Raw genomic sequence first — 20,067 nt, 5'->3', positions numbered from 1 at the left:
TCGGGTTTCTGGCAGGGCGCCACCTGAGAAAAGCTGGGTTGGCACCGGGGAACGACTGCCCGAACTGCGGTGTCCTGAGGTAATCGAAGCAACGCAAAATCGCCCCGGCCTCAACGGCCGGGGCGATTCTTTGGTTGGTCAGAGGAGTGCTCGGAAGGGGTTGACCTTCCCGAGTGGTTCCGGGCGCTCCGGTTCGGGCGTTCGATTCGCTGGGCAGCATGCGTCCGAGCCTGACCACAGTTGACCCTCATGGACTGGGAGGGCTGGGGCACCGCCCCCTCTGGCTACGACGCCGCGAACTTGTACCTGCACTCCCTGCCCGTGCCGGACCTTGCAGAACGGGTTCGCAAAGAGTTCTCCCACATCCTGGACGCCTCCACCGGCCGAGTCGGCGAGCTGACCGCCTGCACCGAAATCCTCCCGGCAGCACCCCGCGTGCCGTTCTATGCCGATGTGGCCGACGCCGTAAGGGGCCGGAGGGAGACCGCCGCCAAGCCCTGGAGGCGGAGGCCCAACGTCTGCGTGTCAAGCCGCTCGGCGCGGTCTACGTGGCACAGCATCCGAGGGCTGTGAAGGCCGCGGTCGCGGTCGACGGGGCCGCCCGCGAAGCCGCCCTGGAAGGGCTCGCCGAGTGGTGCCAGCGCCAGCAGGAGGAACAGGACGCGGCCGACCGGACAGCGGCCCGCCCACCCTCGCCCAGGGCGCCGCCCTCTCACTGGAGGACGCCTGGGTGCTCACCGGCATGCTCGCCGCGGCGGACACCTGGGACGACGCCCTGCTCCAGGCGTATTACGAGCGCCGGATCAACCGCGTCCGCCCGGTGGTGGGAGCGTCGGTGCAGATCGGCCAATGGCAGCTGGACGGCACCCCGGACACGGACAGCCCCGGCCTCATTAACCGCACGATGACCATGCTCCGGGAGCTTCTGTGACCCCTTCTCCGCCCACCGTGGACGTTCACGCCCACGTCCTGCTGCCCGAGATCGAGGCCCTGGTGGAAGGAGCTCCGGGCCTGGCCGAGGCGCGGAGCCTGGACGCCCGCCGCAACGGCCCCGCCGCCCTGGCGGTGAGCGGGCCCATGGTCCGCGAACGGGCACCCCGCATGATCGACACCGTCGCCCGCCTGGCCCTGATGGATGCTCAAGGCGTCGATGTGCAACTGGTCAGCCCCTCACCCTCGCCCTACCACTACTGGGCCGACGAGACGGTAGCCGAGAAGGTGTTCCGCCTCGCGGGCGAAGCCACCGCCGCCCACTGTTCGGCCGCACCGGACCGGCTGCAAGGACTCGGACTGGTCCCGCTGCAGCACCCGCACCTCGCCGTCCGGGCCCTGGACCACGCCCTGGAACAGGGGCTCCGCGGAGCGGAGATCTCCACCACGCGCCTGGCCGGGAACTCTCCGACCCGGCCTACGAGTCCTTCTGGACCTGGGCCGAGGAGACCGGCGCGCTCCTCTTTCTGCACCCCTTCGGCTGCACGCTGGACGAACGGCTGGACCGCTGGTACCTCTCCAACTCGGTCGGCCAGCCCGTGGAGCACGCGGTCGCCCTGTCGCACCTGATCTTCTCCGGCGTCCTGTTCCGGCACCCCGGTCTCACGCTGATCGCCGCCCACGGTGGCGGCTACCTGCCCACCCACATCGGCCGGGCCGACCACGCGTGGCGGGCCCGCACCGACGCCGCCGCGGACTGCGCCCACGCGCCCAGCAGTTACCCGCGGCGGCTGTACTTCGACTCCCTCGCCCACGACCCCCACGTCCTGCGGAAGCTGGTACGGGTCGCGGGCGCCGACCGGGTGCTCCTCGGCTCGGACTTCGCCTTCGACATGGGGCCCAGGACCCGGTCGGCGCCCTGCGCGCGGCGGGCCTGTCCGACACCGACCTCCACCGAGTCCGCGGCGGCAACGCCGCCGCGCTCCTCACGCTCCCACCGCGCCAGCCGTCCAGCCCTGACCAACCCCGCATGCGCGGGGACCACGACCGTGGTCCTGTCCTCGGCTTGCCCCCGCAGCCTGTGACGTAGCCAGAGCTTGGCGATCGGTGGGCAGTGACCGTGGCGAAGTATGTGATCCCTATGCCTTCCGAGTCGGTAGTTGAATTGATCACCAGCGTTGTCAGGTCGCAGCAGGGCACCTACCAGTTCGGGGTTACGGGTACGGGCCGGAGCAGCCGCCGAGGCTCCGCAACGTCGGGGGCGTACCTAAAGGTGCCCAGCTGACTCTGACGCGTTGGTCAGCTGAGAGGGTCGATGGCTTCCCCTGAGGCCCTCGCCGGCCGGGGGCATCCCGGGGACTCTGCAGGGACTTTCACGTCTGTCCCGGGGAGATCCCAGGGACTTTCCGCCGGGTAAGCAGGGAAGGCCCTGACACGCGGTACGGGCGGCTGACGAACGGCGAGTGCCGCGCTCAACTTCACGTCGGTGTGCATCAAGGACGGATGCGGAAAGTGCCTGCTCGGCGTGCGGAGGCTGTCCCGCATGAAGCCGGCCACGTCGTCCCCGGAGCGTCAACGGGAGGACGTGCTGACAGCCGCGGCATCTGTCGGCGGGCACATCATCGGCTGGGCCGACGACTGGGAGTTGTCGGGAGCCATGGACGCGGTTACCCGGCCCAAGCTCGGCCCGTGGCTTCGTGACGAGCGGGGGCCGTATGACGGCCTCGTCGCCGCAGCGGTGGACCGGATCGGCCGCAACGTCGTTGACTGCCTGAACACCGGCTACAAGATGCGTGACGAGGGAAAGCTGCTCGTCACGTATGGCCACGACGGCCCCTGGGACCTCGACGACGCCACTGATGAGAACCGCTTCACCATGGAGGCGTGGGGTGCCCAGATGGAGCTGCGCGCTATCCAGCGCCGGAATCGAAACGCCACCGTCAAGACGCGTGCTGCCGGACGCCCCAAGGGGACCCTCGTACGGTTTCCGCTACGTCCGGGTGGTGATGGGCGGCAAGATCGACCACGTGCAGGTCCTCTGCCTTTTGGTAGAGGCAGGGTCGCCCTCAAGGACCAGGGAACCCCTGCTGCGGGACCGTGATAATCGGCGTTATGTCGTTCAGCGCTTCGCCTGTCACCGAGAACCGTTCTGCCCGAAGCCTCTTTGCGGGGCCCGGGGAGCAAGGGCGGTGGCTGCTGTGGCGGGCGGCGGGTGAGGTGGTCCTGGCCGGGGCGCTGGTGCTGCTGATGTGCCGGAGCGACGGGTTGGTGAGCTACCTCGGGCCGGCGGGCGGGGCGGCGGCCCTGGGGCTCATCGGCGTCGCAGTGGTGCTGGTGTTGGTGCGGCGCCGGATCCCGGTGGCCAGTCTGGTCGGGTTGGCGGCGCTGATGGGGGCGGTGCCCGCTGTGGCGCCGTTGACCGCGGTGGCCGCCTACACCGCGGCCCGGCAGATCAAGGCGCCGCGGCGGCGTGCCGGGCTGCTGCTCGCGGCGGCCGCCTCGGCGCTGGTGACCTGCGTGGCGTTCGCGCCGTGGGTGGGCCTGTCCAGATGGGAGATCGGCCCTGCCCTCGCTGCGGTGCTCGCCACCACCACGGTCGTCGTGCCAGGGCTGGTCGGCATCTCCATGGGGCAGCAGGACCGGCTGCTGCGGGCGTTGCGGGAGCGGGCTGCCGCCGCCGAGGAGGCGCGGCGGCTGGCGGACAGCGAGTCGCGTATGCGTGAGCGGTCGCGTATCGCTGCGGAGATGCACGATCTGGTGGGGCACCGGCTGAGCCTGGTCTCCCTGCATGCGGGCGGGCTGGAGATGGCGCTGCTCAAGGAGGCGCCCGCGCTGCAAAACGAGGCCGCGCTGGTGCGTAGTGCCACGCGCGATGCGATGCAGGAGCTGCGGGAGGCGCTGGGGGTCCTCGGCCCGGTGGAGAGGGACACCGGTACGGATGTGCTGACCGATGCGACGGGCACTCGCGCGGATGTCGAGGCGTTGGTCGAGGAGTCGCAGGGCGGTGGTATTCCCGTCGCGTTTTCCTGGGAGGGGCCCGATCTCGACGGTCGGCCGGCGCGGGTGCGGCGGGCGGTCCACCGGGTGGTGCGCGAGTCGCTCACCAACGTTCACCGGTATGCGGCCGGGGCCCATGTGACTGTCGCCGTCCGCCATACCGACGAGCGGGTGGCGGTCGAGGTGCGCAACGGTGTGCCGCCCGTCGCGCCCGCCGCCGCGACCGGGCTCGGCTCCGGGCAGGGGCTGATCGGGCTGCGGGAGCGGGTGGCGCTGCTCGGTGGCGCTCTGGAGGCGGAGCGGACGCCCGGTGGGGGCTTCGCCGTGGCGGCCGACATTCCCGCCGACCCCGGGCCCGGGGCGGAGATGGCGGACGCGGAGGCGTACGACCACGGGCCGGTGGCCGTCGATGGCCCCGGCAGTGGGCTCTCCGCCCTCCAGCGGCGCCTCGGTGTCGCCGTCTCCGGGCTGCTCGGCCTGGTGGGGGTGGGCGTGCTGATGATGTTCGGGCTCGTGCTGGTGGACCAGGCGCAGCACAGTCCCGAACCCCCGAGTGGGGAGAAGCCCCGGTTGGGGATGAGCAGGAAGCAGGTGGAGGGTGCCGTGGGATCGGACAGCGACACGTCGCGTGCGGTTGCCGCCGGGCGCGAGCCGCCGCGGCCGGGTTCCGCCACGGACTGCATGTACACGAACATGGGCGAGAAGCTGAAGAGTGGTCGGCTGGAGGCCGTCCGCTATTGCTTCCGGTCCGACTCTTTGATGGCGATCGACCGTTTTACCGTTCCGGTGGTGACCGAACCGCCCGGTGGGAGCAGGACACATGACTGAACAGGCCAACTCCGCGGGCTCCCGGGAGGATTCCGTGATCCGGGTGCTGCTCGCCGATGACGAGCAGATGATCCGGCACGGTGTCCGGGTGATCCTCCAGCACGCCGACGGCATCGAGGTGGTGGGTGAGGCGGCCAACGGCGCCGAGGCCGTGCGGCTCGCCGCCGAGCACCGGCCCGATGTGGTGCTCCTCGACGTCCGTATGCCGGTGCTCGACGGGCTCGCGGCCGTCGGACCGCTGGTTGCCCTCGATCCCGGGCCGCAGGTGGTCATGCTCACCACCTTCGGTGACGAGGACAACGTCATCCGGGCTTTGCGGGCGGGCGCCACGGGCTTCCTGCTCAAGGACGACGGGCCGCAGGAGCTGATCAGCGCGGTGCGGGCCGCGGCCGTGGGGGACGCGGTGCTCTCGCCCGGCGTCACCGGGTCGGTCATCCGCCGGATGCTGAGAGGCGGCTCGGCGGGTGCCGGGGCCGCCGCCCCGGACAGCAGGGTGGCGGGGCTGACGGACCGGGAGCGGGAGGTGCTGGTCATGCTGGGGGCGGGGCTGGCGAACCTGGAGATCGGCTCGCGGCTCGGCATCGGGGTGGGGACGGTCAAGTCCCATGTCGGGGCGATCCTGGGGAAGACGGGGTGCGAAAGCCGGGTGCAGGCGGCGTTGCTGGCGCACCAGGCCGGGCTCATGAGCTGAGCCCCGGACGGCCGTCGACTCTGACTTTGGTCAGAGAGGCCGTGCTCCTTGAGGGTGACATGGCCGGGGCGGGTCTGACCTTCGGCAGGCGGCACATCCCCGCCTTGGGAGCGACGAGTTGGGGGGTGCGCCGCGGCCACGATGGACGGGAGTCCCGCACCCCTTCCAGGAGCAGCCATGTCGCAGTCCACCACCCGTACCACCCGCCTGAGGGCCCCCTCCGGTGCCGCCGCCCGCGCCACGGGACTGACCAAGGTCTACGGCGAGGGCGATACCCGCGTCGTCGCCCTCGACTCGGTCTGCGTGGAGTTCGGGCGCGGCCGGTTCACCGCGATCATGGGGCCGTCAGGCTCCGGCAAGTCGACGCTGATGCACTGCATGGCGGGGCTCGACTCGCTCTCCGGGGGCTCTGCCCACGTCGGTGACACCGAGCTGTCCGGCCTGGACGACCGACGGCTCACCAAGCTGCGCCGGGAGAAGATCGGCTTCGTCTTCCAGGCGTTCAACCTGCTGCCCACGCTGAACGCGATGGAGAACATCACGCTGCCGATGGATGTCGCCGGCCGCAAGCCCGACCGGCAGTGGCTGGATCTGATCGTGCGGACCGTCGGCCTCTCCGGGCGGTTGCAGCATCGTCCCTCGCAGCTCTCCGGCGGCCAGCAGCAGCGCGTCGCGGTGGCCCGCGCGCTGGCCGGCCGACCGGAGATCATCTTCGCCGACGAGCCGACCGGCAACCTCGACTCCCGTTCCGGCGCGGAGGTGCTGGGCTTTCTGCAGGAGTCCGTTCGCGGGCTGGGGCAGACGGTCGTGATGGTCACCCATGACCCGGTGGCCGCCTCCTACGCGGACCGCGTGGTCTTCCTCGCCGACGGCCAGATCACCGACGAACTGGCCGCCCCCACCGCCGAGTCCGTGCTCGACCGTATGCGGCTCCTCGACACCGGCGGACCGGCGAGCTGACGCGCCCTCCCGCACGGCCCGCTCCGACGCGCCGTCCCGTACGGCTCGTCCTCCCGCACGGCTCCCTGTCCCCCCGCACCACTCCAGGACTGAAACCGACATGCTGCGAATAGCTCTGCGCAACGTTTTTGCGCACAAAGCCCGATTGGTCATGACCGCGCTCGCGGTCCTCCTGGGCGTCGCCTTCGTCTCCGGCACCCTCATCTTCGGCGACACCACCGCGAACGCCTACCGCACGGCCGCCGGCGCAAGCCTCAAGGGCGTGGCCGTCTCCGTACAGTCCCAGGTACAGCCCCGCATCGCGGGAACGGGCGGCCCGGACGGCACGCCGTCCAGCACGCTCGACACCGCGCTGGCAGACAAGATCCGCGCGCTGCCCGGCGTCGCCGCGGTGCGCCCCACCGTCAACGGCATGGTCACCGTGGCCGGCAAGGACGGCCTGCCGGTGAACACCGACAAGGCCCGGCTGAACCTGGCCACCAACTACCTGCCCGGCAAGGACAGCCGCATCTCGCTGAAGGAAGGACGCGGACCCGCCGCCGAGGGCGAACTGGCGCTGGATGCCAGGACCGCATGGAAGGCCGGCTACCGGATCGGTGACACCGTCCGCTTCGCCATCGACGGGCCCGGCCTGGCCAAGAAGCTGGTCGGCACCGTCGCCACCGACGATCCGCGGGTCAACGCCGGGGGCACGCTCACGCTCTTCGACACCAGGACCGCACAGAAGCTCTTCCTCCACCCCGGCCAGTTCCACGAGATCGCGGTCGCGGCCAAGCCCGGTACCGATTCCAGCGAGCTGACCGACCGGGTGCGGGCACTGCTCCCCGACAAGGGCGCCAGGGCCACCAGCCGCGAAGACCTGGCCGCCGAGCAGGCCGAGCAGATCGGCGAGCACACCGGGTTTCTCACCAAGACGCTGCTCGGCTTCGCCGGCATCGCGCTGTTCATCGGCGCGTTCATCATCGCCAACACCTTCACCATGCTCATCGCTCAGCGCAGCCGGGAAATCGCGCTGATGCGGGCCGTGGGCGCCTCGCGACGTCAGGTCGTACGCGCCGTTCTCATCGAGGCCGCCCTCCTCGGGCTCGGTGCCTCCGCCGTCGGATTCGTCCTCGGCATCGGCATCGCCACCGTCATGCGCCCGCTCCTCAACGCAAGCGGCGCCGGGCTGCCCGCCGGACCGCTGGTCATCTCGCAAGGGACGGTCATCTGGTCGCTCGTGGTCGGCGTCCTGATCACCGTCCTGGCCGCCTGGCTGCCCTCCCGCAAGGCCGCGAAGATCGCCCCCGTGGCGGCGCTCAGCAGCATCGACCAGGCCCCGCCCGCCCGTGCCCTGGTGGTCCGCAATGTGCTCGGCACCCTGCTCACCGGGTCCGGGGCGCTGCTGATGCTGTACATCTACACGGTCGATTCCACCGACCAGACCTACCTGATGATCGCGATGCTCGGCTCCGCGCTGACCATCGTCGGCATCATCGTGATGGCACCGCTGCTCTCCCGCCCGCTGATCACCCTGGCCGGCAAGGCCACCACCCGCCTCTTCGGCGTCACCGGCAAGCTGGCCAAGGAGAACGCGCTGCGCAACCCGCGCCGCACCGCCGCCACCGCATCCGCCCTGATGGTCGGACTCGCCCTGGTCAGCGGTCTGACCGTGGTCGGGCACTCCACCGAGCGCGCTCTGATCGCGGATGCCACCCAGGGCCTGTCCGCCGACTACACGGTCGCCAACACCATCACCACCGGGCTCGAAGTGGACGCGGCCGCCAAGATCGCGCGGGTGCCCGGCGTCGCCGCGGCCGTCCCCACCACCACGGCGGCGGTCAGCACCGGGGGGCTCAACTTCATCGGGATCACCGGCACGGACCCCAAGACCTACGGCAAGGCCGCGCATCTCGACTTCCGTGCCGGCTCGCTGCGCGACATCGGCCCCGGGAAGATCGCGGTCTCCGACGAGTTCGCCACCAAGGCCGGGCTCAAGGTCGGCAGCACCCTCGACGTCGGCGCAACCACCGGCCTGGGCGAGAAGGAGGCGAAGCTGAAGCTGAAGGTCGTCGGCGTCTACGCCAAGACCCCCACCACGGAGGAAGCACTGGGCACGCTCGCCGACACCCTCCCGTACTCCGACAGCAAGAAGCTCGAAAAAGTGCTGGTCAAGGCCGAGTCCGGCCAGGCTGCGGGCCTTGAGCGGAAGATCCGTGCCGCACTCGGCGACAGCCCGCTGTTGGAGGTCCAAAGCCACGAGCAGGCCATCAAGGACGGCGGCGCGGACATCGGCACGGTCCTCAAGATGATGTACGGGCTGCTCGGTATGGCCCTCCTCATCTCGGTCGTCGGCGTCGTCAACACCCTGGCCATGTCGGTCTTCGAGCGCACCCGCGAGATCGGAATGCTGCGGGCCATCGGCCTCGACCGCACCGGGATCAAGCAGATGGTCCGGCTGGAGTCGGTGGTCATCTCACTGTTCGGCGCGGCGCTCGGCATCGGCACCGGCATCTTCCTGGCCTGGGCCGGCGGCGGCCTGGTGAGGTCGTCGATGGACGCGTACGAGACCCTCCTGCCATGGGGCGAGCTGGGGATGTTCCTGGCGCTGGCGCTGGTGATCGGTGTCCTGGCAGCGATCTGGCCGGCCCGCCGGGCGGCCCGCCTGAACATGCTCCAGTCGATCCAGTCGAGCTGAGCCGAGCGGCCCGAGACCGGGCCACGGCGCACCGCACCGGCTGCACCGTGGCCCGCGACATCGACCACACCAGCCGGTGGTCCGTGGTGGCCACGGAGGCCGATGCCGTACGCCGGTCCACCGCCCTACCGCTGCACAGGGAGAGCCCACCGGCTCTGACGTACCGACCGACGCGCCGCGGAAGGGCGTGCGTGGGGCAACTCGCCTCGATGCTCGGCCCGTTACAGCGTCGGTAGGGCGCGCGGCTCCCGAACGGTCCGGATAACGACGAAGCCCCAGGTCTCCGACCTGGGGCTTCGTCGTGGAGCGGGCGACGGGGATGCGAACCCGCGCTCTGAGCTTGGGACTAGTCCCCGTCCGCCCAGTCGGATCGGACGTGGTGCAGGTGCGCTCGGATGATGCTCTCCAGGCGGGGCATGTCGCTGTCTGCGATCGCGCTCAGGATGTCTCGGTGTTCGTGGACGATGTCGGTGAGTGTGCCGTGCTGGGCCAGATACTCCAGCCCGTAGAGCCGGGTTTGGTCGCGCAGGGTCTCCACTGTGTTGACGAGGCGTTTATTGCCGCAGTGCGTGAGGAGGCCGAGATGGAACTGCCGGTCGGCTTCGAGGACTTGCACCACGTCACCTTTGCCGGCCGCGGCTTCCATGTCGGCCACGGTTGATTCGAGTCGGGCAAGATCGCCTTTGCTCATGTTGCCCGCGGCCTGAAGCGTGCCGTGCACTTCGAGGAGCAGGCGCATCTCGTAGACCTCGTCGAGGTCGTGTTCGCTCATCGGCACGACGCGGTATCCGCGGTTGCGGACGGGTTCCATCAGGCCCTGGTTGACCAGGGTGAGCATGGCCTCGCGTACGGGGCTTCCGGACACTCCGAGCCGCGTGGCCAGTGCCGCCGCGGAGTAGATCTCGCCGGGCTTGATCTCGCCGGATACGAGTGCCTGCCGGATCACCTCCAGTGCCTGGTCACGCAGATTCGTGTGCCGCAAGGGCTGGGATGCCGACTCGGACACGTCACCTCCTGGTCTCAGACTCTTGACTTTGGGTTTCGCCGTAGGCATGGTACTCGCCAACCGGTGACAGGTAACCGGTAACCGATTACCCATGAGTAGTAAGTGGGGAAGAGGCCCGGTATGCCTGCTCCGGCGGTACCCCACGCCGGAGCCCCCACACGCGACGACCCACACGCGCCCGGCAACCCCGGGCCCTGTTGGTCCGGGACTGCCCCCCGACGCCCCTCCCGGAGGCAAGCCAATGCTCACCATCTCAGCCGAAGACACCATCCGGGCGTTGCCCTTCGATGCACTCATCGACGCGCTACGCACCGGATTCCGAAACGGCGCCCACACTCCCCAGCGGCACCACCACGTCGTCGACGCCGGGTCCGATGCGAGCGTGCTGCTCATGCCGTCCTGGACCGACGGCGAGTACCTCGGTGTGAAGCTGGTCAACGTCTTCCCCGGCAACAGCTCGCTGGGACGTCCGGCACTGTCCTCCGCCTTCGTCCTGGCCAGTGCCACCACCGGCGAGCATCTCGCCGTGGTGGACGGAAACACGCTCACCCAGCGCAGGACCGTGGCGACCTCGGCGCTCGCGGCCACCTACCTGGCACGCAAGGACAGCAAGGTCCACGTCGTGGTCGGCGCGGGGCACGTCGGCAGCCTGGCTGCCGACGCGTACCGCAGCGCCTTCGACATCCGCAAAGTGATCGTGCACGACCACGTGCCCGCGCACGCACAACGCCTGGTGGACAGCTTGCGTGAGCAGGGTGTCGACGCCGATGTCGCCACCGACCTGCGGGATGCGGTAGCCGCCGCCGACATCGTCACCTGCGCCACCCTCGCCACCGAGCCGCTCATCCGCGGGGACTGGCTGCGCAAGGGAACCCACCTCGACCTCATCGGAAGCTTCCGCCCCACCATGCGGGAAGCCGACGACGAGTGCCTACGCCGCGGCACGGTCTACATCGACACCTGGGCCGCGCTGGAGGAGTCCGGCGACCTCATCCAGCCGATCGACGCCGGCGTCCTCGACCGGAACGCGATCGCCGGGACCCTGCCCGGACTGTGCCGCGGTGATATTGCCGCCCGGCGCGACCGCGACCAGATCACCGTCTTCAAGTCCGTCGGCAGCGGTCTCGCCGACCTGGCCGCGGCCGCGCTGGCCTACCACTCCACCCGAAACCCCGCTCCGTGAACTCGCCCGCACACCGGTCAAGGAGGCCCGCGACAGCCTGAGTTCCGGGAATGACCAGGCCGCCGAGGTTTCATCGCCGCAGCCCACAGCCCTCCCCGCAGCCCTCAGCTGACGTCGCAGGGCCACTTCGAATCCATAGAGGTATGGGAAGCCCACTTCACCAGGTCGTCCACTGATCCGAGAAGTCAGGATCGTCGCTGCCGACGACCGGCACCAAGGAGAATCACGTGAGTACCTCGCTCATTGATGACGCTCGTTTCAGTCCATTCCACAAGAAGATGTTCGTGCTCACCGCCGGAGGACAGTTCCTCGACGGCTATCTGCTCAGCATCGTCGGCGTAGTCGTACTCGGAATATCCGAAGACCTCGAGATGTCAGCGAGCGCGGCGGGCCTGATCGGTGCGTCGGCACTCATCGGCCTGTTCCTCGGCGGCCTGGTCTTCGGACGCCTCACCGACCGCATCGGCCGTCAACTGCTGTTCACACTCCACTTCATCGTGATCGCGGCGGCCTCCATCGGGTCGATGTTCGTGACCGACCCGGTGCAGTTGATCGCCCTGAGGTTCGTCATCGGAATCGCGCTGGGCGCGGACTACGCCATCGGCAGCGCCTTGCTGTCCGAGTGGCTGCCGACGGCTCAGCGCGGACGTGTCATGGGAATGCTCATCATGATGTGGTTCGTGGGGGCCACGACTGCGTACCTGGTCGGCTACGGCCTGATCAATCTCGCGGGCTCCGGGGCGTGGCGCTGGGCGCTGGGCAGCGCCGCGATCCCGGCCGTCGCGTTCATCATCGCGCGCATCGGGACACCTGAGTCGCCTCGCTGGCTCGTCAGCCGCGGACGCCTGGAGCAGGCGCGTGCCGTACTCACCCGCGTCTACGGTGAGCAGGCCACCCCGGAGGCGGTCGAATCGCTGAGAGCCGACGAGTCCGCGCACGGCCTGGGATTCGCCGAAGTCTTCCGCGGTATCTACCTCAAGCGCACTGTTTTCGTCGGTCTCTTCTGGCTTCTACAGATCGTTCCGCTGTTCGCGATCTACACCTTCGGCCCGACGATTCTCGGCGCTTTCGGCATGGCCGACAGCAATACTTCGGTGATCGGTTCGGCGCTCATCAGCGTACTGTTCCTCGTCGGTTGCCTTCCTGCGCTGCGCATCATCGACACCCGGGGCCGACGTCCGCTGATCGTCTGGTCGTTCGCACTCATGGTCGTCCCGCTCGCGATTTTGGGACTGGCTCCCGGCGCGCCCATCGCCGTGGTTCTCGCGTGCTTCTGCGCTTACGCGTTCTTCTCCGGCGGCCCGAGCATCCTCGAATTCATCTATCCCACAGAGCTGTTCCCGACGGAGATACGCGCGACGGCGGTCGGCATCGGCACCGCGGTCAGCCGCATCGGGGCGGCCATCGGGACCTACTTGCTGCCGATCGGCCTGGAAAGCATGGGGGTGGGGCCCATCATGCTGATCATGGCCGTCGTCACTGTTCTCGGATTCGTGGTCTGTTTCGCGCTGGCACCGGAGACCCGCGGCCGCCGACTGGCAGACGCCAGTGGCAGTACACCGGCCCAGGCACCGGCTTCGCACCCTGCGCCCTTCCCCAGCCACCCCACCCAACCCTGAGAGCACAGCGCCGGGCGCCGTGCTCGCCCGAGCGGTCACCACACCGACGAAGATGTCGACCCGAGGAAGTGCAGGATGACAGAGAAAGCAGTGATCGTCGGCGCGGGCATGGTCGGACTCGCCACCGCCTACCGACTGGCCCGGGACGGACTGGACGTCACGGTCGTGGATACGGGTCGGAGCGGAGCCGGCGCCTCAACTCGCAATGCCGGGTGGATCGTTCCAGTCATGTCGGCTCCCGTCCCCGCACCCGGGATGGTGGGTAAGGCACTGCGGTGGATGGCCCGAAAGGACAGTCCCCTCCATATCCGACCGTCCTTGCGCCCTGACCATGTGCGCTTCATGGCAAGCATGCTGCGTCACTGCAATAGCAGGGATTACCAGCACGGCATTGAAGCTCTCGCGGCGCTCAATGAACGAACCATCTCCCTGTTTGACGGGTACCAGCAGGACGGAGTGCGCTTCGAATACCACCGCACGGGTCATCTCCTGGTCTTCCGCACTCGCGATGCCATGCACGCGCACCGGGCCGATTTCGCTCCGATGGAGCGGATCGGCCACACCGCCGTCCCGCTCTCCGGTGACGAGGTCCGGGATCTGGAGCCCGCGCTCGGCCCATACGTACAGGCAGGTCTCCAGTGCACCCAGGAACGGCATGTGGACCCCGCCACGCTGATCGAGGGCCTTGAGCAGCGCTGTCGGGACCTCGGGGTGCGCTTCCTCCACGGCAGGCATGTCACCGGCATCCGTTCCGAGGGCGCCCTGACGACCTCCGTACTGGCGGGGGACGAGGAGATCAGCGGGGACCTGTTCGTCCTCGCAGCAGGAGTGCACTCCGGCGCGCTGTCGCGGCTGGCCGGATTCCCCCTGCCCATCCAGCCGGGCAAGGGGTACGGGTTCGACGACACCAGTGGCTCGGTGAAGCTGCGGCACTCGGTGTACCTGGGCGAAGCGAAGGTGGCCATCACACCGCTGTCAGGCCGGCTCCGGTTCGCCGGAACGATGGAGTTCGGCAGCTCCGACTCCACGGTCGCACCACATCGTGTGCGCGGAATCATCCGGTCCGCCGGCGAATACCTGCCGGACTTCCCGCCCGCACCGCAGCAGCACGCCTGGACGGGACTGCGTCCGATGACGCCTGACGGGCTGCCCGTCATCGGGCCGCTGCCAGGCAAGGAGAACGTATTCGTCGCCAGTGGACACGGCATGCTCGGGGTCACCCTGGCCCCGATGACAGCGGAAATCATCGCCGCACAGGTAAAGGGAGAGGAGCGTGATTCGGACATCGCAAACACGGCACGTCCCTTCTCTCCCCAGCGCTTCGCCCGACGAGGCCACGGGAAAACGGTCTGCTAACCGCTGACCTCTGACATGCCGGACCGTCGCCCAGCGTCTCGGCGAGGTCCCGGCAGTCGGCCGGCCGGGTCCTCGCGGCGACGGTGTCGCCGTGCATGTGAGCCGGCAACCCACCGATTCACAGCGCCTTGGCGCGCACGGGGCTGGGCTCCAGGGCTTGTACCAAGGCCCGGCCCAGCCAGTGTCGTACCTCCTCCAGTCCGCCCGCGCCGAGCCGGTGGCTCCACAGCGAGGTGCCCAGATGGAACGCATTGCATTCTGCTGCCGCCTGCCAGGCATGTGGTGTGGCGATCGCCCAGGACTTGTCCGGGCGATCACGAAGGAGCTGTCGTCGGCAGGTTCTTCATGAGAACGACGCTGTCGTAATTGGTGACGTCCCACCGCCAAGTGCCGATCGGCGCGTAGCCACGTCGGCGGTACCAGTCGACGAGGTCTGTCGCCTGTGAGGAGGTATCGATGACGACCTGCGTCGATCCGAGAGCAGCGATACGTGACTCTGCCAGAGCCAGCAGTCGCTGTCCGAGGCCAGTGCCTCGTTGTGTTGGCTCGACAGCCAGTTGCCAGAACGAGCCCCCTCCTGCCGGCGCCGGGTATCCAGCCGGAGTGGTGTGAGGAGCTGACACGGTAACGGTGCCGACCAGTGCGTTCCCGTTCATCGTGACCCAGCACTCGCCTTTGCTCAGGCGGTGCTGTGTGTCCTGCGGACTTTGGTAGGAGGCGAAGAAGACCCGCCCGGCAGCGGTGTGATCTGCGTAGGCGCGGTGGAGCAGGAGAGTCAGCTGTTCCACCGAATCAACGGTGCCGAATCGCCTGACCTGCACGGTTTCTGACGACCTTACTTCCGCCGAGCTGATGTTCATCTGCGCAGTCAAGCGCACTTCTGGGGTCTGTCCAGCTCGGTCCGTGGAAGACCGTCTATGAACGCCACCGGCTGTGGCCGGCCGACGGAACGCGGGAACGTCTGCTCCACCAGGTCCAGGCCGCGGCCGACGCGGCAGGCGAGGTCGATGGGGACACCTCGGTCGACTCCACCATCGTGCGGGCTCATCAGCATGCGGCCGGTGCCCGCATCGTCGGTGTCCTTCTCCTTTAGAGGAGCTAACACAATGCTCGGATGCGCCGGTAGGTGATCACGCAGCAGGCCAGCTTGAGGAATGCTTCGTGGATGTCGTCACGGATGCCCCAGCGGATCCGCAGGCGGCGGAAGCCGTGGATCCAAGCGTTCCTGTGCTCTACCACCCAGCGCACGGTTCCGAGCCCGGAACCGTGCGGTACTCCGCGTCCTGCAATGACCGGCTTGATCCCGCGTTTCCACAGCAGGCGGCGGTACTTGTCGTAGTCGTAGCCACGGTCGGCGAACAGCTGCCGCAGCCGGTGACGCGGCCTGCCGGTGCGGCCCTTGACGCGGGGTATCGCATCGAGCAGGGGCAACAGCTGGGTGACATCGTGCCGGTTGCCACCAGTCAGCGTGATGGCCAGCGGAGTACCGCGCGAGTCAGTGATCACATGGTGCTTCGAGCCCGGTCTGGCGCGGTCGACCGGGCTCGGACCGGTTTTGGGCCGCCCCGACGTGCCTGGCGATGCGAGCCATCGATCACCGCCCGCGACCAGTCGAGCTTCCCGGCCCGGTGCAGCTCGGTCAGCAGGACCTGGTGCAGCTGGTCCCACACCCCGGCCTCGTGCCAGTCCCGCAGCCCGGCGCCAGCAGGTCATTCCCGAGCCGAAGCCGAGCTCCTGCGGCAGCCACTCCCACTGGATGCCGGTATGCAGCACGAACAAGATCCCCTGCGCAGGCACTTGCGGTCATCCAGCGGCAACCGGCCCGGATTCCTACTTCGCCGGGGCCGCACCGGCAGCAACGGCTCAACCCGCACCCACAGGTCATCCGTTACCAGCCACGGCGGGCCCCGTCCCTTCCCCCACAGCTTGTTCAACGAGACGCCGCGAAACGGGACATGGCCCAACGAGCCCTTTCTGTTAGCTCCTCTAAGGGCTGTCCCTTAGGTTCGGAGAGGCAGTGAGGGCCTCCTGGTCACCGGTTGCAGATCTCGCGATCCGCACCGGGCCAGAAGGCCCTCGTCCCGTTTCGGGCCGCTCACGGAGATTCGGTGGTCACCACACTCCGTGCGCCGGCCGAACTAGACCGGACCGTCCTTGCCGCACAGATTCTTGACTTCGTCGGCAGTCATGTCCTTGGACTGGAACCTGATGAGCTTGTAAGTGACGTCCGACTCGACGTCATTGAATTCGCGCGGCCCACCGGCGGTGTACTTGTTCACCGTCGTAGCGAAGGGGTTTGTCCCACTGACGCCCGCGATCTTCCAGGTCCCCTTCGCCTTCTGGGTGACGGGGACCGACTCGAACCAGCCAGTTTGATGGGAGGCCAGTGTGCCGGTGAGCGCATTGGTCACGGTGTTCTGCTTGAACCAGCTCTGATCGACCTTCGCCGTCGCCCCGAAGCCTGCGATCGACAAGCCGACTGTGGTCGTTTCGCCGATGGTCTCAGCCTCTTCGAACTTCTGTGTAGCCGGTTCGGTGGAGCAGTTCTGGCTGGGCGTCCCCACCCTCGTCGCCGTACCGTAACTCGGCTCCCCGATCTTTTCGAGGGGCACGAAGGTGCACGTATCACCGGGGCAGCCAGAGAGGTACTTGGCGAGCCCCTCGGGAGTGCTCACGTCGTCGGTGTCCTGGGGGACGGCTCCGACTCCCACCCCAGGGTCCGGCATGATCCTGCCGCCACGGCCAACCGAGTCCGCCTGCGCCGGGGTGATGGTCAGGCACAGCGCCGCCACGACGGTCGCTGATCCCACCGCGGCCGCCTTCACCCGCCAACTGCGTATTCCGCTGTTCATTTCGCTTCCCTTACCTTCCACCTGAGGTGCGGACTGCCTCCGCGACCGGCATAGGAGAAGACTCGGCCAGGTCGCTCACGATCGGCTCACAGCACGCTCATGCGGCGCCGCCGGCCTGATCCGCAGGACGCCCTCTGGCGAGCACCGGCGGCGGCCTTCTGTCAGCTGTCACAGGCGAAAGGCAATCGAGCAGTTCGACGGCGGGCTCTTGGAACCGGGGCTGGTGGCCCTCTCCATGCGTGACAAGAAGCGCACGAACCGCGGGGGCGGAGTGCTGCGTCGTACGGCTGCCGCCGCATCCCGGACCCTGATCGTAGGCGCTCTGCCGGTGGCCCTCGCGACGCCCGCCTCGGCGGGGCGCTCCATCTCCTGCCGCGGACCCGCCGCATGAGGCGACTTCTTAGAGGGCATCTGATCAATGTCTAGGTGGTTGTGGGTGGGATGTCCGTTTCGATTCGCCAGGTTGGTGTTGATTCTCCTGTGAGCTCGCGGCTCGTTCTGTTAGCCATTGCCCAGTGGATCATCGCCCGGGACCTCTGCGGCGACGTTTCGTTGTCCCGTACCAGGCGGCGGTGCTGCATCAGCCAGCCGAAGGTCCGTTCATCACCCAGCGCTTCGGCAACGGCTGGAAGCCCTTCACCCGCGGCCGCTGCACGACCTCTACGTCGATACCGACGTCGGCACCATGCTGGAGGACGCTGGCCGAGTAGCCACCGTCCGCCCAGACCTTGCTCGCGCCCGGGTGGGTAGCGGCCAGCTCGGTCAGCAACTGCTTGCCGCCGGTGGAGTCGTGGACCGAGGCGGCGGTGACGAGGACGGTCAAGGCCAGGCCGAGGGTGTCGGTGATCAGGTGCCGCTTGCGTACTTTGATCTTCTTGCCGGCGTCGATGCCCTGGCTGGCCTCGGCGACGTTGCCCGAGGTCTTCACGCTCTGCGCGTCCACCACGGCCGCGGTCGGCTCCGTGCCGCGGCCGTGGATCCGGCGGGTCTTGTCCCGTAATACTTCGTGGACCAGCTCGGTGGTGCCATCCGCTTCCCACTTGGCGTAGTAGTCGTACACGGTCTTGTACGGAGGGAAGTCGTGCGGCAGGACTTCCACGGGATGCCGGTGCGGTTGACGTAGAGGATCGCGTTGACGATCTCCCGCAGGTCGTGCACCCGGGCTGCCGTGCCGGGTCCGGTCCGTTTCTCCCGCCAGGCGGTGAAGACCGGCTCGATCAAGGCCCAGCGGGCATCGGACACGTCACCGCGGTACGGACGACGAGTACTCACACACCGAGCAACGACCGCCAACGCCACCAGTCACAAAATCATCCCGAACTACCCGCTACCCAGATCAGATGCCCTCTTATTCCGCGCGCTGCCTCGGCGACGCGACCGGTGGCACGTGTACCCAGGAGCTCCAGGAACAGTTGCTCTTGCCACCGAAGTTGAAGTAGAGCGCGCCGATCGAGTATCCCGCGCTATCCGCGTTCTCCTCAACGGAAGCCCCGTCGTAGCCCTTCCTCGCGAACGTTTCGGCTGCGGCATCAAGCGGCAGTTCACGGGTTCTGGCCTTGGCCTCTGCCCTGGTCAGGCGCTTGGCGCGGGGCATCTTCTCGTTGTAGGGCAGAGGCCAAGGCCAGGACCCAGGCACCCCGCAAGGCCATCGGGACAGTAATCACTGTGTCAAAGCGGGGGAGGTGTCGGCTTGGCGCTGTGTACATGCCCCATCATGGGCTTGCGTGCAACCGTGAGCGGCGAAAAACCACTGCACAATCATGCAGTTGTCCGGGCGTGACCTGCACGTGGGGGCCCTCACGCTGGAGACATGACCGACACCATCGCGCTCCACAGCGACGAACGCGCCGCCGATGACGGCATTCCGGTGGCCGACCTGACGGAGGCCGGGCCCATCCACACGCCCATCCAGCAGTTCATGGATCTGGCCCGGATCCACGGCCCGGTCTTCAAGCGCAAGTTCGGCGACCACGAGACGCTGTTCCTCGCCTCGCTCGACCTGGTCACCGAGCTCGCCGACGAGTCCCGCTTCAGCAAGGCCAAGTCGGTCGTCCTGGAGAACGTCAGAGAGTTCACCGGTGACGGTCTGTTCACCGCCTACAACGACGAGCCGAACTGGGCCAAGGCACATGAGGTCCTGATGCCGGCCTTCGCGCTCGGCTCGATGCGCACCTACCACCCGGCGATGCTCAAGGCCGTGCGCCGGGTCATGGCCGCCTGGGACCGGCGGGTGGCCGACGGCACGCCCGTCCAGGTGGCCGAGGACATGACCCGGATGACGCTGGACACCATCGGGCTGGCCGGGTTCGGCTTCGACTTCGAGTCCTTCTCCCGCGGCGACACCGAGCATCCGTTCGTCGAGGCGATGGTGCGCTGCCTCGAATGGAGCCTGACGAAGATTTCCCGCGACCCCGACGCGGACCACTCCGCGGCGGACGCGGCCTTCCGGACCGACGCCGACTACCTCGCCTCGGTCGTCGACGAGGTCATCGCCGCCCGCACGGCGAGCGGTGAGAGCGGCGACGACGATCTGCTGGGCCTGATGCTCGGCGCCCGGGGGCAGGAGGGCGGTGCGGCGGGTGACGGACCCGCCCTGGACCTCGCCAACATCCGCAACCAGGTCATCACGTTCCTGATCGCCGGTCACGAGACCACCTCGGGCGCGCTCTCCTTCGCCCTCTACTACCTGCTCAAGGACCCGCTCGCGCTGCGCATGGTCCAGCGCGAGGCCGACGAGCTGTGGGGCGACCAGGCCGACCCCGACCCCTCGTTCGAGGACATCGGCCGGCTGCCGTTCACCCGGCAGGTCCTCAACGAGACGCTGCGGCTGTGGCCCACCGCCGGCGCCTTCTTCCGGCAGGCCCGCGAGGACACCCTGCTCGGCGGCCGCTATCCGCTGAAGGCCGGGGAACCGGTCATGGTGCTCACGCCGATGCTGCACCGCGACCCGGTCTGGGGCGACAATCCA

Annotated in this window: 15 protein-coding genes and 4 pseudogenes; 13 read left to right on the top strand and 6 right to left on the bottom strand. The window is 68.5% G+C overall.

Features of this window, described 5'->3' with window-relative positions:
- Positions 1 to 249 precede the first annotated feature (249 nt).
- The 8 genes and pseudogenes from M8I34_RS19970 to M8I34_RS19935 all read left to right on the top strand — a co-directional run bounded on the left by M8I34_RS19970 (position 250) and on the right by M8I34_RS19935 (position 9,083).
- Complete coding sequence (locus tag M8I34_RS19970; RefSeq protein WP_250050789.1) at positions 250 to 573, top strand: hypothetical protein; 324 nt, start codon at positions 250 to 252, stop codon at positions 571 to 573.
- A gap of 109 nt (positions 574 to 682) precedes the next feature.
- Positions 683 to 931, top strand: a pseudogene (locus M8I34_RS19965) (2-polyprenyl-6-methoxyphenol hydroxylase); the annotation flags it as partial.
- Positions 928 to 2,015: pseudogene (locus M8I34_RS19960) on the top strand (amidohydrolase family protein). The pseudogenes M8I34_RS19965 and M8I34_RS19960, both read left to right, overlap by 4 nt.
- A 458-nt stretch (positions 2,016 to 2,473) precedes the next feature.
- The gene (locus tag M8I34_RS19955; RefSeq protein WP_250050788.1) at positions 2,474 to 3,031 is read left to right on the top strand and encodes a recombinase family protein; all 558 of its coding nucleotides are present in this window, start codon (positions 2,474 to 2,476) and stop codon (positions 3,029 to 3,031) included.
- A gap of 11 nt (positions 3,032 to 3,042) precedes the next feature.
- On the top strand, positions 3,043 to 4,755 hold the full coding sequence (locus M8I34_RS19950) for a sensor histidine kinase (RefSeq protein WP_250050787.1): 1,713 nt from the start codon (positions 3,043 to 3,045) through the stop codon (positions 4,753 to 4,755).
- Positions 4,748 to 5,446, top strand: a complete 699-nt coding sequence (locus tag M8I34_RS19945) for a response regulator transcription factor (RefSeq protein WP_284050552.1) — start codon at positions 4,748 to 4,750, stop codon at positions 5,444 to 5,446. The genes M8I34_RS19950 and M8I34_RS19945 overlap by 8 nt, the downstream gene beginning before the upstream one ends.
- Before the next feature lie 177 nt (positions 5,447 to 5,623).
- A complete protein-coding gene (locus tag M8I34_RS19940) occupies positions 5,624 to 6,406 on the top strand; it encodes an ABC transporter ATP-binding protein (protein ID WP_250050786.1) in 783 nt (260 codons plus the stop codon).
- 100 nt (positions 6,407 to 6,506) lie between these two features.
- Positions 6,507 to 9,083 (top strand): ABC transporter permease, encoded by a 2,577-nt coding sequence (locus M8I34_RS19935; protein WP_250050785.1) that lies wholly within the window; start codon positions 6,507 to 6,509, stop codon positions 9,081 to 9,083.
- A 346-nt stretch (positions 9,084 to 9,429) separates the two neighbouring features.
- On the opposite strand, the gene M8I34_RS19930 is transcribed toward M8I34_RS19935, so the two are convergent.
- Entirely contained in the window at positions 9,430 to 10,089 is a 660-nt protein-coding gene (locus M8I34_RS19930) for a GntR family transcriptional regulator (protein ID WP_250050784.1), read from the bottom strand.
- A 241-nt stretch (positions 10,090 to 10,330) separates the two neighbouring features.
- Here M8I34_RS19930 and M8I34_RS19925 point away from each other — a divergent pair, with 241 nt between their 5' ends.
- The 3 genes from M8I34_RS19925 to M8I34_RS19915 all read left to right on the top strand — a co-directional run bounded on the left by M8I34_RS19925 (position 10,331) and on the right by M8I34_RS19915 (position 14,247).
- Positions 10,331 to 11,272, top strand: coding sequence for an ornithine cyclodeaminase family protein (locus M8I34_RS19925; protein WP_250050783.1), 942 nt, complete (start codon positions 10,331 to 10,333; stop codon positions 11,270 to 11,272).
- Positions 11,273 to 11,499: 227 nt separating this feature from the next.
- The gene (locus tag M8I34_RS19920) at positions 11,500 to 12,891 is read left to right on the top strand and encodes an MFS transporter (protein ID WP_250050782.1); all 1,392 of its coding nucleotides are present in this window, start codon (positions 11,500 to 11,502) and stop codon (positions 12,889 to 12,891) included.
- Positions 12,892 to 12,966: 75 nt separating this feature from the next.
- Complete coding sequence (locus tag M8I34_RS19915) at positions 12,967 to 14,247, top strand: FAD-dependent oxidoreductase (RefSeq protein ID WP_284050551.1); 1,281 nt, start codon at positions 12,967 to 12,969, stop codon at positions 14,245 to 14,247.
- Positions 14,248 to 14,561: 314 nt separating this feature from the next.
- Here M8I34_RS19915 and M8I34_RS19910 read toward each other — a convergent pair whose 3' ends face one another.
- Complete coding sequence (locus M8I34_RS19910; protein ID WP_250050781.1) at positions 14,562 to 15,107, bottom strand: GNAT family N-acetyltransferase; 546 nt, start codon at positions 15,105 to 15,107, stop codon at positions 14,562 to 14,564.
- A 38-nt stretch (positions 15,108 to 15,145) separates the two neighbouring features.
- On the opposite strand from M8I34_RS19910, the pseudogene M8I34_RS19905 reads away from it, so the two are divergent.
- Positions 15,146 to 15,325, top strand: a pseudogene (locus tag M8I34_RS19905) (IS5/IS1182 family transposase); the annotation flags it as partial.
- A 20-nt stretch (positions 15,326 to 15,345) separates the two neighbouring features.
- Here the strand turns inward: M8I34_RS19905 and M8I34_RS19900 are convergent.
- From M8I34_RS19900 to M8I34_RS19885, 4 genes and pseudogenes are all read right to left on the bottom strand, one after another.
- A complete protein-coding gene (locus tag M8I34_RS19900; protein ID WP_250050780.1) occupies positions 15,346 to 16,020 on the bottom strand; it encodes an IS5 family transposase in 675 nt (224 codons plus the stop codon).
- Between the two features lie 365 nt (positions 16,021 to 16,385).
- Entirely contained in the window at positions 16,386 to 17,099 is a 714-nt protein-coding gene (locus tag M8I34_RS19895; protein WP_250050779.1) for a hypothetical protein, read from the bottom strand.
- Between the two features lie 422 nt (positions 17,100 to 17,521).
- A pseudogene (locus M8I34_RS19890) lies at positions 17,522 to 18,371 on the bottom strand (IS5 family transposase).
- 76 nt (positions 18,372 to 18,447) lie between these two features.
- The gene (locus M8I34_RS19885) at positions 18,448 to 18,693 is read right to left on the bottom strand and encodes a helix-turn-helix domain-containing protein (protein WP_250050778.1); all 246 of its coding nucleotides are present in this window, start codon (positions 18,691 to 18,693) and stop codon (positions 18,448 to 18,450) included.
- Between the two features lie 216 nt (positions 18,694 to 18,909).
- Between M8I34_RS19885 and M8I34_RS19880 the strand changes: the two genes are divergently transcribed.
- Positions 18,910 to 20,067 (top strand): cytochrome P450 (locus M8I34_RS19880; protein WP_250050777.1); only part of this gene is annotated, 1,158 nt, incomplete at its 3' end.

This window comes from Streptomyces sp. MCA2 (genome assembly GCF_023544705.1).
GTDB lineage: Bacteria > Actinomycetota > Actinomycetes > Streptomycetales > Streptomycetaceae > Streptomyces > Streptomyces decoyicus.
This window is presented reverse-complemented; position numbering and strand designations above follow the sequence as displayed.